Source organism: Fuerstiella marisgermanici (assembly GCF_001983935.1).
In the GTDB taxonomy this organism is placed as follows: Bacteria; Planctomycetota; Planctomycetia; order Planctomycetales; family Planctomycetaceae; genus Fuerstiella; species Fuerstiella marisgermanici.
Genome location: NZ_CP017641.1, coordinates 2312638 through 2324897, shown reverse-complemented (window position 1 = coordinate 2324897; position 12260 = coordinate 2312638). Strand labels below are relative to the sequence as shown.

General features: G+C 53.6%; 10 protein-coding genes. 6 read left to right on the top strand and 4 right to left on the bottom strand.

Annotation, left to right across the window (positions count from 1 at the left end; genetic code table 11):
• The first annotated feature begins 281 nt into the window (after positions 1-281).
• The 3 genes from Fuma_RS08785 to hxpB are packed head-to-tail and all read left to right on the top strand — an operon-like array spanning position 282 to position 2235.
• Positions 282-830 carry a DUF488 domain-containing protein gene (locus Fuma_RS08785; protein ID WP_218922412.1) on the top strand — a complete coding sequence of 183 codons (549 nt, stop codon included), beginning with the start codon at positions 282-284 and terminating at the stop codon, positions 828-830.
• A 33-nt stretch (positions 831-863) separates the two neighbouring features.
• Complete coding sequence (locus Fuma_RS08780) at positions 864-1598, top strand: phosphatase PAP2 family protein (RefSeq protein ID WP_077023798.1); 735 nt, start codon at positions 864-866, stop codon at positions 1596-1598.
• Positions 1591-2235: a hexitol phosphatase HxpB gene (gene hxpB / locus Fuma_RS08775; RefSeq protein WP_077023797.1), complete on the top strand. Its 645-nt coding sequence runs from the start codon at positions 1591-1593 to the stop codon at positions 2233-2235. The genes Fuma_RS08780 and hxpB overlap by 8 nt, the downstream gene beginning before the upstream one ends.
• 25 nt (positions 2236-2260) lie before the next feature.
• Here hxpB and uvrB read toward each other — a convergent pair whose 3' ends face one another.
• From uvrB to Fuma_RS08755, 4 genes are all read right to left on the bottom strand, one after another.
• A complete protein-coding gene (uvrB, locus tag Fuma_RS08770; protein WP_077023796.1) occupies positions 2261-4330 on the bottom strand; it encodes an excinuclease ABC subunit UvrB in 2070 nt (689 codons plus the stop codon).
• 564 nt (positions 4331-4894) lie between these two features.
• Complete coding sequence (locus tag Fuma_RS08765; protein WP_077023795.1) at positions 4895-8635, bottom strand: PAS domain S-box protein; 3741 nt, start codon at positions 8633-8635, stop codon at positions 4895-4897.
• Positions 8636-8648: 13 nt separating this feature from the next.
• Positions 8649-9803, bottom strand: a complete 1155-nt coding sequence (locus tag Fuma_RS08760; RefSeq protein ID WP_077023794.1) for a sensor histidine kinase — start codon at positions 9801-9803, stop codon at positions 8649-8651.
• Positions 9804-9863: 60 nt separating this feature from the next.
• Entirely contained in the window at positions 9864-11093 is a 1230-nt protein-coding gene (locus Fuma_RS08755; RefSeq protein ID WP_077023303.1) for an ISL3 family transposase, read from the bottom strand.
• Between the two features lie 109 nt (positions 11094-11202).
• Here Fuma_RS08755 and Fuma_RS08750 point away from each other — a divergent pair, with 109 nt between their 5' ends.
• From Fuma_RS08750 to Fuma_RS08740, 3 genes are read left to right on the top strand one after another with little or no spacing between them, the layout of a single operon-like run.
• Positions 11203-11541 carry a hypothetical protein gene (locus Fuma_RS08750; RefSeq protein WP_077023793.1) on the top strand — a complete coding sequence of 113 codons (339 nt, stop codon included), beginning with the start codon at positions 11203-11205 and terminating at the stop codon, positions 11539-11541.
• A gap of 18 nt (positions 11542-11559) precedes the next feature.
• Positions 11560-11889: a hypothetical protein gene (locus Fuma_RS08745; RefSeq protein ID WP_077023792.1), complete on the top strand. Its 330-nt coding sequence runs from the start codon at positions 11560-11562 to the stop codon at positions 11887-11889.
• Positions 11873-12145: a hypothetical protein gene (locus Fuma_RS08740; RefSeq protein WP_145944063.1), complete on the top strand. Its 273-nt coding sequence runs from the start codon at positions 11873-11875 to the stop codon at positions 12143-12145. The genes Fuma_RS08745 and Fuma_RS08740 overlap by 17 nt, the downstream gene beginning before the upstream one ends.
• Positions 12146-12260: the final 115 nt, after the last annotated feature.

Genomic DNA, 12260 nt, shown 5'->3' with positions numbered 1-12260 from the left:
TGGAATGAACATTGCTCAGTGATTTCAGTAACGGGCTCCTCACGGCATTGTACGACTTTTTCTCCGCGTTACAGCAAAAGATCAATCATTGCGATCCGCCCGTCCAGACCTCGCGTTTCTGTGAATGCCGAACGTAAGGCAAATGGCGTTCGCTTTGAGAGGGCCTGCCGCTCACAGAAAGCCACAAAATCTGCATCGCGTATGCATTTGTTGGCCCAATTGCGCGAGCTATTCCGCTCAGCGGATCGGCAGCAGACGGGAGAATGATTGTGAAAAATCAAATGACGCTTTGGACGATCGGGCACGCCAATCACGACATCAAAACCTTCCTCGCGTTGTTGAATCAGCATCAGATCCAAGCGTTGGCTGACATTCGTCGGTTTCCCGGGTCGCGCAAATTTCCGCAGTTCAATTGCGAAAAACTGGCCATCACTTTGAAATCGCACGAAATCGAATACCAGTGGTTTGAGGATCTGGGCGGGCGTCGGTCAAAGTCGATGGACGCCGACGAGTCTCCCAACGGTGGTTGGCGGAACTCGAGCTTTCGGAATTATGCGGACTACATGTTAAGCTCCCGGTTCCACGTGGCTTTCATGGAACTCGAAGCACTTGCGTTGGCGCAGAGAACCGCGATTATGTGCGCGGAAAGTGTCTTCTGGCGTTGTCACCGTCGGCTTGTAAGCGACTATGCCGTGGCAACGGGCGGCAGGGTGAACCACATCTTTCCGAACGGACAGGTCAAGCCGCATTCACTAACCAGCGAAGCCGTTGTCGAAGACCAGAATCCCTGCCGAATCGTCTATCCGGCGGCCCCGACTTTGTTTGACTGATTCAACGAATACTAATCCAGTGATCAAATCATAATGCAGTGGTTTTGGAAAATTTATCGATGGATTGTGTCGCACGACCGAGCCACCGCCGGGCTGGTTTTGGTGATCGCGTTAGGCGTTTGGGGATTCGCATCGATTGCCGACGAAGTACTGGAGGGGGAGGGGCTTGCGTTTGACCAAAACATACTCATGAGCATGCGTACCGTGGGAGATCCGGCAGACCCGATCGGGCCGAGCTGGTTTGAGGAAATGGCTCGTGATGTCACGGCTCTCGGCAGCGTGGCGGCACTCATGCTTTTCACAGCGACGATGGCCGGCTATCTCTACTTTGTAAAGCAGCCGTGGATGGCGTTGTTTGTTGTGGTGGCCGTGGTCAGCGGTTCACTGACAAGTGTTGCGATGAAGTCAGCATTCGACCGGGCTCGCCCCGATCTCGTTCCGCACGAAACTCGCATCTACACGAAAAGTTTTCCCAGCGGTCACTCCGCGATGTCGTCGCTCGTTTACCTGACTTTGGGAGCGGTGATGGCTCGCACGGAACGCCGACGCCGAGCGAAAGTCTTTTTGCTGACGGTTCCCATTTTACTTTCATTCATCATTGGCGTTAGCCGAGTGTATCTGGGTGTTCATTGGCCGACGGACGTACTCGCCGGCTGGGCGTTGGGCTTTTCGTGGGCGGCCGCGTCGTGGCTAATGTTCCGGTTTCTGGAACGCCGTTACCATCTTCCTGTTGAGCCCTCACCGAATCCGAAAGCAGAGAATGTCTGAGGCTGTTGTTTTTGATATGGATGGCTTGATGATCGACTCGCAGCCGTACTGGCAAGCCGCGCAGCTCGAAATTCTTCAGCCGTTGGGCGTGCCAATCACACTGCAGGACACGATTGATACGACCGGCATGCGAATCGACCAAATCGTCGACAAGTGCTATGCGGAAACGCCCTGGAATTCCGCCAGTTGCTCAGAGGTGTGCGATCGTATTCTTCAACGCGTCACAGAACTGGTTTGCGAGCATAAGCCGGTGATGCCTGGTTTGGCACACGCCATTCGCGTGTGCCAACAGCAGGGGGTGAAGCTGGGTCTGGCGTCGTCTTCGCCGATGAGTTTGATAGATGCGACTTTAGAAATGCTGCAGATGAAAGATGTTTTCCTTGTGAAGACATCAGCCGAACATCTGCGTTATGGAAAACCGCATCCTGAAGTGTATCTGAACGCCTGCGACGCGTTGAATGTTCAGCCTTATCACTGCGTGGCGATTGAGGATTCATTCGTCGGCCTGCTGGCTGCGAAGGCCGCTCTGATGAAAACCATTGTGGTTCCTGAACGCTCAGCAGCCGACGACAAGCAGTTTGTCATCGCCGACCATCAACTGGCTTCGTTGGAAGAACTAACGCCAGAGTTGTTTTGAACGGGAACGCCGTTTTGTCGTTGGTTCAGCGTTTGCGAGCTGACTGCCGACGCCGACCTTTCTTCGCGAAACCGGGCGACTTGCTGCCTTTGTCCTCCGGCACGGGCTCGCCGATTTTTTTCTTCAGCTGGTGAACCCGGTCTCGCAATTGAGCCGCTCGTTCGAAGTCCAGCTGCTCAGCCGCCTGCAGCATCTCAACTTCCAGTTCGCGAATGAATTCTTCCGTGACAAATTGGTCTTCGCTGGTGATTCCCACTGATTCGCGTTCCACTTTGCGAGCCGCGATTTCTTCTTCGATGCCGCGCCGGATCGCCTTCTGAATGGTGGCCGGAGTAATGCCGTGCTCTTTGTTATACGCGATCTGAATCTTGCGGCGGCGGTTGGTTTCGTCGATGGCTTTTTGCATGCTTTGCGTGACCGTATCGGCGTACAGAATCACTTCGGCGTTCACGTTTCGAGCTGAACGTCCAATCGTCTGAATCAGGCTGGTTTCGCTGCGCAGAAAGCCTTCTTTGTCCGCATCCAGAATCGCCACAAGACTCACTTCCGGCAGGTCCAGCCCTTCTCGCAACAGATTCACTCCGACCAAAGCGTCATACTGTCCTTCGCGAAGTTCGCGCAGAATCTCAACTCGTTCAATCGCGTCCAGTTCGGAATGCAGCCACTGGCAGCGGATGCCTTCTTCCTTCATGTAGCTGGTGAGATCTTCCGCCAGCCGCTTAGTAAGCGTTGTGACCAGCGTCCGTTCGCCGGATTCCGTGCGTTTGCGAATTGCGTCCATCAAGTGAGGCACCTGTCCTCGCGCGGGGACGATGTGAATTACCGGGTCGATCAACCCGGTTGGGCGAATGACCTGTTCGACAACTTCGCCGCCGGTTTGTTCCAATTCCCAATCAGCGGGCGTGGCAGAAACAAGCAACAAGTTCTTTTGCTTGCCGTTCCATTCTTCAAACATCAGTGGCCGATTGTCTTTGGCCATGGGGATACGAAAGCCGTGTTCCACAAGCGTTGTTTTGCGAGCACTATCGCCCGCATACATGGCTCGAATTTGAGGAATCGTGACATGAGATTCGTCGACGATCATCAGGAAGTCTTCCGGGAAGAAGTCGTACAGAGTGTACGGCGGTTCGCCCGGCTTGCGTCCCGCGAGGGCGCGACTGTAGTTTTCGATGCCGGGACAGAAGCCGGTTTCCTTCATCAGTTCCAAATCGTATCGCGTGCGAGCAGCCAGTCGTTGAGCTTCCAGTAACTTGCCTTCTTTGCGAAAGGCTTCCAACTGCGTTTCCAGTTCTTCACGGATCTCTTCCTGAGCCGCGTCGATACGGCTTTGCGGCAGGACGAAGTGCTTGGCTGGGTAAATGTAGATGTCCTGTAGTGATTCAGATTCTTTGCCACTCACAGGATCGATAATGCACAGCTTTTCAACTTCGTCGCCCCACAGCTCGATGCGGTACGCGAATTCTTCGTACGCCGGCCAGCATTCAATCACATCGCCACGGACTCGAAACTTACCTCGCCCCGGATCGAAGTCGTTGCGGTCGTATTGAATGTCGATCAGCTTCAGTAACAGAGCGTCCCGATCGATTTGCTGCCCAACATGGACAGGAATCATCATTTCCAGATAGTCTTTCGGCGACCCCAGGCCGTAAATGCAACTGACGGTCGAAACAACAATCACATCGTTACGACTCACCAGCGCACTAGTCGCCAGCAGTCGCAGCCGGTCGATTTCGTCGTTGATGGACGCGTCTTTTTCGATATAGATGTCGCGTTGAGGGATATACGCTTCCGGCTGGTAATAGTCGTAATAACTGACGAAGTACGTGACCGCGTTATTGGGGAAGAATTCGCGAAACTCCGAATACAACTGAGCCGCCAGCGTCTTGTTGTGAGACAGCACCAGCGTCGGTTTCTGAACCTGCTGAATAACATTGGCCATCGTGAAGGTCTTACCAGACCCCGTAACTCCCAATAGCACCTGAGCCTTCTTGCCTTCGTTAATCCCTCGCACCAGCGATTCAATCGCCTGAGGCTGATCCCCGGCCGGAGCGAATTCGCTTTGAAGGTCGAACTTAAATGGTTTCGGTTCAGGCATGGAAGTAGGCTGGTAGCTGGTTGGCCGCAAAATAACACACGCAAGCCCCGGATCTTACAACGACGCACCCGGAATGCATCCCTCCCTGAAGTTATTGTGGGAGTTACCTTGTGAGTCAGCTTCTCTGGGCCAGCGAACCGGTTTCACTTTGCCTGCGGCAGAGTGCTGACAGAGAAGCGGCAACAATGGTAAGATCATTCTGCCGGGCCACTGTGTATGCCGGGCCACTGTGTAGACAGGGGCGAGAAAGTGAGGCGTTTGGCGGGGTTGGCCGGGCGGTAGTATTGTTTAACGCTGGTTTGTTCAGTTGTTGATTCTGAAATCTGTCGGAAATCGCTTCAGAGTAGCGTGCGTCCGGGATTGTCAGGTGGGCTGGGTGATCACAGATGTGGAGTTGTGAAGCAAAGTTCGTCGCCGCGTTCCGACGGGCGAAATCAGGAAGCGAGCGGCTTGTCGCGAGTAAAGCACTCACTGGCAGACTTCTTTTCCATCGTTAACACGCCTTGCGTGCGATATTACACGCTTAATTGAGCGACCGCTATTCATAGGGAATTCCAATTTCGCCTATTGTTTAATAGCTAACATGGCGTTGGTTAAAGTGGGCTCTAACGATGTGACAACTCCGCGTAGCTTTGCCCAGTCCTCAGTTGCCTTGGTGAAGTCTCCACTTTGGCCATAGTTCTCTAACTGTTGGGCTGTGTCGCCTGCTTCTGAGAGCTGAAAGTACCGCATGGCGCTTTTTAGTTTGTGGGCACCTTTACGCAACTGTGCCGCATCATTACTGTCGATCGCTTGTACGATCCGAGGCACGACTTCTGCAATTTCGTCAACGTAGGCGTCGACGATGTCGGCCAGTGTTTTGCGGTCGCCGCCTAACGTTCGCAAAAGTTCTTCCCAGGGGATATCTACCGGCGTGACTGCGGACGAAGGACTATTCGCGTGTTCAACCGCTCGCATTTCTCCACTGATCGCTCGACCGATCGCTGCAAACAATTTGTCTGGTCGCACTGGCTTTGTGACGTAGTCATCCATGCCTGCTGCAAGGCATTTTTCACGGTCGCCTGACAACGCATGAGCAGTCATCGCGACGATTGGTGTGTGACGGCCGGCAATACGATCACGCTGACGGATTGCAGCAGTAGCTTGCAGTCCGTCCATCTCTGGCATCTGAAGATCCATCAGTACAACATCAAAGTCCTGAGCCCCGGATGCGTCGACGGCTTCACGGCCCGTTTCTGCAACCACCGCATGATGCCCGGCACTATTGAGCATCGCCATTGCAAGCTTCTGGTTAGGAACACTGTCTTCGGCCAGCAGGATACTCAACGATGTGAGTGCTTTTGCATCGGTTTTTAGCTTATCCGACATAGCGACGGGACCTGTTTGCACCTTGTCGACCAGGCCCAGTGCGTGGACCATCAGCTCCAGGAGTTCAGATTGTTTGACGGGTTTGAGCAAGCGACCTGCAATGTTCAGTTCGCTCATTTGCCGCTGAGGGCCACGATACCCTGACGACGTAAGCAGGATGATTGGCATCCCAAACTCGCTGTCTTCCTTCCGAATCTTTTCGGCCAAACTGTAGCCATCCATCCCCGGCATATTCACGTCGGAGATCACCATGTTAAACGCTCTGCCTTCGCGTGCGCGTTCAACCAACAGCGATATCGCGTCGTCACCGTTGGAAGCCTTTTCGAGGCTGTCCGTATACGGAGCCAAGGACTCCTCCAGGATTGTTAGGTTCACTGCATTGTCGTCGACGATCAGAGCACGCAGCTTGCCAAGCTTTTGCACCGACTCACGCCACGGTTGCAAAGGCTGTCTATCGCTGTGGGCAAACTCTGCCTTGAAACGAAAGGTACTACCTTTGCCGACTTCGCTGCTTACCGAGATCTCTCCGTTCATCGCCTCGACCAGACGTGACGTGATCGACAGTCCCAGTCCCGTGCCTCCATACCGGCGAGTGGTCGAAGAATCGGCTTGTTCGAATTCTTCGAAGATTCGTTCTGCCTCGTTTGGATCAATTCCTATGCCGGTATCGGTCACGCTCACATCAAGCATCACACCGTCAGGGTTGGATACCGATTCGTCGGACCTGCGAATATCGACTAGTACATAACCGGTCTTGGTAAATTTGATTGCATTGCCGACTAGATTCACAAAAATTTGCCGTAAACGACCGGGGTCGCCCACAAGTACCTCGGGTACTTCAGTGTCGCACCGATACGTCAGCTCCAGATCTTTGGCATGTGCCTTTAGTGCCAATGACTTCAGTGCATCCCCGGCCAGCTCGCGGATTTGAAAATCGGTTTGTTCCAGTTCCAGTTTGCCCGCCTCGATCTTGGAAAAGTCCAGAATGTCGTTGATCACTTGCAAAAGCGATTCGGACGATTCTGAAACCGTCGACAGGTAGTCGCGTTGCAGATCATTGAGTTCGGATTGCAGCACGATATTGCTGAGACCAATGATTGCATTGAGTGGGGTACGGATCTCATGGCTCATATTCGCCAGGAATTCACTTTTAGCGCGCGACGCCTCCATTGCCTTCTGCTCTGACTCGTGGAGCGACGCATTGAGTTGCTTTAGAGTTTTCTCTTTAAGTTTGTGCTCGGTGACGTCCTTGCCTTCTGCGAGAAGGTAGATCTCTTTTCCTTGCGAGTCCCGGACGGGCTTGACGGAGAACGCGATATCAACCACAGTCTCGTCCCAGACAAGATGCGACGCCTCAAACGCGATTGAATCGCCCTGCGCGGCGGTCTCGATTGATTCCCGCAGACGCGACTGTAGCTCCGGTGCATGGCTCCACCAATGTGTATCGGCTAGATGCTTGCCTTTGACATCCTCAAGTTTGATCCCTGCGGCAGTTAGCGCGGTGGCATTGGCGTCCACCAGTTTGCCGTCAAGCGATAGAAGTTTGAGGTAATTTGTGTTTTGATCGATAAGCGAACGATAGACCGTTTTGGTCTCCTGGAGGTTTGAATTGGCTTGCTCCAGGTCCAGACGAATCTCACGCTGGTCGTGGTCGTCGATGCTGGTACCTGTGAATCCCAGGAAAGCCCCATCTTCGCCAAGACGAGGCTTACCGATAGCCGTGTGCCACCGATACTCACCATCGTGTCGACGCAGACGGTATTCGAGCGTAAATTCTTTCTGCTGCCTGAATGCATCAAGATAGATAGCGCCCGCCGATTCGCGGTCGTCAGGGTGTACGATTTCGAGCCATCCGGAACCCAAATTTTCGTCAAGCGTGGTGCCGCTGTATTCCAGCCAACGATTGTTCAGCCATGTGCAATCCGAATCGCTGTCGCAAACCCATATGCTCAGCGGACAGCTGTTAGCAATGTTAAAGAATCGTGCCTCGCTTTCGTTGGCCGCTCTTCTGGCTGCATAAGTGTCGGTCAAATCGTTTACCGCTGCGATGACCTTCCGGTGGCCGTTTTGTGTCATCGTGCGCAGGCCGACGTCCGCGGGAAACTCCGTCCCATCTTTCCGCAGCCCGTAGACCGTACGCCCAATCCCCATCGCCCGATTGCTGGGATTGGCATGATAAGAATCGCGTAGCTTCGGGTGGTCTTCGTGATGCCGCTTTGGAATTAGCAATTCGACCGGTTGCCCTACTGCTTCTTCTTGGGTGTAACCAAAGGTTGTCGTTGCCGGTTCGTTGAATGCTTCGATGTTGCCATTTTCGTCCGCCAAAATGATGGCGACAGGCGACGAATCGAGCATCGTGAGCAGGTCCTGGTTCTTAGCTTGAAGTGCTTCGTTCAACTCCCGTTGCAAGCGGTGTGACGTAAAAGCCGCTTGAAAGGGAGAAAGGTCTAGCGCAAACCGCCACGTGATGAATGCAAGTCCGCAGAGCAGGAATGCCAATAGCCGATACGCGGGCCAGAAGAAAATAATCGTCGACATTCCGTAGCCACAAACTGCGCACAAGGTGAACAGCCATGCGAGCTGCATCAGCTTTTTGTCGCGATCTTGCGACGCCTCTTGTTGATAACATGACCGCCAGAACCACACGATTCGTGCGTATCCGACCATTACGACCATGTTCAAGGCAATCAGCGCAACAATCCATGGCCAATCAGGTGTTCCGTCGGCTGTTTGCAGGCAGTGCATGCGAGGCATGTACTCGCCGTAGTTTGTGAAGAAGTCAAATGGACCAGCCAGATTGCCATCTACTGCAGCGTTTTCGCTACCGAGCCCGTCTTCACAACCGCAATCACAAGCATAGGCGTAAGATGCGACGAGCAGTGTACCGACGACAGCTAAGAAGCGCGGCCAGGTTCTGAAATTGAATAAATGAGGCATGGCAAATTCCTCTTTATAATTCTGCGTTTGCGCTAGGTTGTGTGCCTCGAATGTGCGGCCTACCGATCGTCAGATTCGTATGCGATGCACATGCAGCCCTGAGCGTCACGAAAAAAGTAGTACCGCACCCCAATTTCGACTCCACGCGAAGCTCGCCGCCGTGCTGGTCAACGATTTTCCGACAGGTCGCCAGGCCGATACCAGAACCTTCGAATTCGGACTGTGTGTGTAGACGTTTGAAGGGAGCGAAGATCCGATCCAGGTGTTCGGGGGCGATACCAATGCCATTGTCTGCGACAGAAATCACCCAGTTGCCGCCTTCTTTCTGAGCCCCAATAGTGACGATGGGCGGGGATTCGCGACAGAACTTAATCGCATTGGCGATAAGATTTTGTAGCAATTGTGTTAGGGCTACGTCGTCACCCAGCACTTCGGGTAACTTTGCGTGTCGCATGCGTGCGCCTGATGACTCGATCCGAGCGAAAAGATTTTCCAGCACCGCCGACAGCACGGTGGAAAGGTTCACTGCGACAAGTTGTTTTTGGGACCGCCCTGATTCGGCATATTCCATCAATGCGTCCAGCAACCGAAACATGCGGAACGAGCTAGCCTCGACACGTTTTAAAAGTTCGGTTGCGTCGCGATCGCACTGGCCACCAATGCCGTCGATCAATAAAGAAACCATTCCCCGGATCGTTGTCAAAGGTCCACGAAGATCGTGGGCCGCGACGTGGGCGAAGTCCTCAAGTTCCTGACGTTTCTCTTTAAGCTCCCGAGCGAGTGCGACTTTCTCAATCGCGTTCGACAGGGCACGCTCGATCGCCTCGGATGTCAGTCGACTCTTGACCATATAGTCTTGGGCGCCACGCTTTAGCGCCTCGACGGCAACATCTTCACAACCGTTTCCCGAGAACGCGATGATTGGAACGTCGTCTCCGGACGCACGGATTCGTCGCAGTACGTCAAGTCCGTCGTCATCCCCCAGGAGGTAGTCAAGGAATACACAGTCGAATGGATTCTCACGAAGCGCTTCCAGTCCTGATTCGGCGTTCGTTACATGGGTCAGATCGAAGCCAGCGGGAAATGCCTGCTTGAGACACGATCGTAGCACCAACGCGTCTGCCAAACTATCGTCGATGGTAAGTATTTGAAGTTGTTTGCTTGTCATACCGCTCCCCAGCATGATGTACGTGTAAATTCAGCACGAAACTTATTGGTCCATCCGGGATTATTGTGGGTAGAGGTCGAGTCCTCCGCAGTAGAAGAGGATGGCGGTTTTGAAGTTGTCGCGGTTTCGGTATCCGCCGACTCTTCGTTTGATGGCCATGATTTTGCTGTTCATTCCTTCGGCGACGGCGTTTGTGATTCCGTGAGTGCAGTAGCTCACCACATTGGCTAAGCGTTCTTTGATCGTGCGAGCGACTTTCTTCATTGGCTCCAGCTTTGTGTGGATGACTCGCTTGTACCAGTCATTGAAGAACGTCGTGGCCTCTGCCGGAGTGTCATGAACCCAGAGGTCTCGCAGCATCTCCTTGTAGGCCCACGCTTTGCCCGTGAGTAACTCTGCCTTCCATGCGGCATCAAAGCGTTCCTGCTGTTTTTCGCTGAGATTCTCCTGGCCTGAAAGCCACAGATACCGAGTTCCCGTCAATCGATCATCGCCTTCGGCGCGAAGCTTCTTCTGCTCCGACCGACGGACCTTGTCGACGGCTTCGGTTGCCAGCTTCATGATGTGAAAGCGGTCGTGCACAATCTTCTGTTCGGCCAATGCAATGTTGCCTTTGGTGCTCTTGACGTATGCGGCACTCATGTCCATCGCAACCGCCTCCACAGACTGCTTTTCACTGTCGGAAAGCTGATCGAAACAGGCATCAGCGGCTGCCGTGTCATGACCATCGGAAATCGCTTCGACAGTGCTCTTGTCCAAGTCATAGATCAGCGTGACGTAGTTGTGTCGTTTTCGAAAGGCTTTCTCGTCGATGCCGATTCGAGGGAGGTTCTTCGATTGTTTGCGATCCTTCCCGCGAGCCACCGCCTTCTGCAGAATGTGCCACGATTCATCCCATGAGATCCCCAGAATGCTGCACGCCCCTTTCACGGTTTGTGTGGCCAGAAGAACGTCGATGGCGAAGCGTTCAAAGAACAATGAGAAGCGGCTGTTCTTTTCCGCCCAGGGAAGCCTGATCTGTTTGACGCCATGATCCGGGCACTTCACGCGAGGCGTGCGGGCATGAAGGATGGTCGCAAATTGCATCGTGTCCAGATGCCGCCATTGGCGAGACTTCGTGTGGTCATAGCACGGCAGCTGCCTGTCGCAATCCGGACAGCAAAAAGTTTCGCCCTCGCCATGTTCGACGAAAACGTCGACCTGTTGAGCTTCCATATCCAGCTGAACGTCCGCCACAAACCACGGCCCCGTCAGTCCCAAAATCTGTTCGTAAAAGTCTGTTCCCTGCATCCCACGAAAACTAACGAATTAACGCCTCACCCACAAAGAACCCGGATGGACCAAAAAAGTCAAGCAAGCGATCCTCAATGACGAAAATGAGCCGGTTCGTGAAAAAGCATTGCTGGACTGGTACGGTCGAAAGCTGAAAATTCCCACGCTGTCGAATGAGTCTCAAGGGACAATTACCGTCGGAAGAAACGCCACTCAGATGAATGGGGTAACGGCCGTCTTCACTGACGAATGGGTGGGGATGTACGTCAAGATGTTGCCAGCCGGTGCCGATCCGACAACAGCGTTCTTCACTACCATCACTGCTGCCGATGGGGCAGGCAATGTGGCAACATTCACAGATCATGCGCCGTACGACTGGACGAATGCCGAAGTGTATTTCCCGGCAATCTCGGCCGTGAACTTTGCCGCTGTGCCGTATGCTGATTTGTCTGTAATTCCTGTTTGACTTCGAGAGCCCAAAACGATGACGACCGAAACGAAAAGCCCAACTGAGCAACTACGTCTGCTGAAAAATGAGGCCGTCGGCTTGGACCACAGTATTGAGAGCAATCAGCTTCGCGCCGATGATCGCGATGACGAATTCCTCAATCTCAATGATCCGTTGGGGCAAATTCAAGACGCCATTAATAGAGTTGGTGAGCTTGGTTTGTCACCAGATGTTGAGTCGGTGTTGATGCGTTCCCTGGTGAACCAGCATGGTCGTGTTGCGATTGCGATCCGACGGCGGGAGTTGCTTGAGTTGCACCGGCAGATTCACTCACTGAAAGCAGTTGTGGATGATGGTGCTGAGTGAGATTGCAGAGACCGCAGCGACGATGGCATTCGAAGATCGAGCCGAGACCGGATTTGTTCCGTTGTTCCCTATCCGAGTGCGAAACATGATCTTTGATGAGTCGATCAAGTTCGACACGCCCACCGATGAGGTGCCGCGAGGCTGGAATCCAAGCTTGCGCCAAGTTCAGGAATGGTCGCAGAGGATTCAAGCCGCGAACGATGAGCGGAACCGTCGGTTGAAAGTTGAGGGACAAGAGGTTGAACGTGGCGGTTGATAGCCGTTGTGATTGTGGGCCAAACGCAACTCACTTGCATGGCCTTGTTGCTCTTGCGTCGCAGTCTGCTGCCACGTGGTGCATGGCAACACCTAGATTAGACAGAACGCCGCGT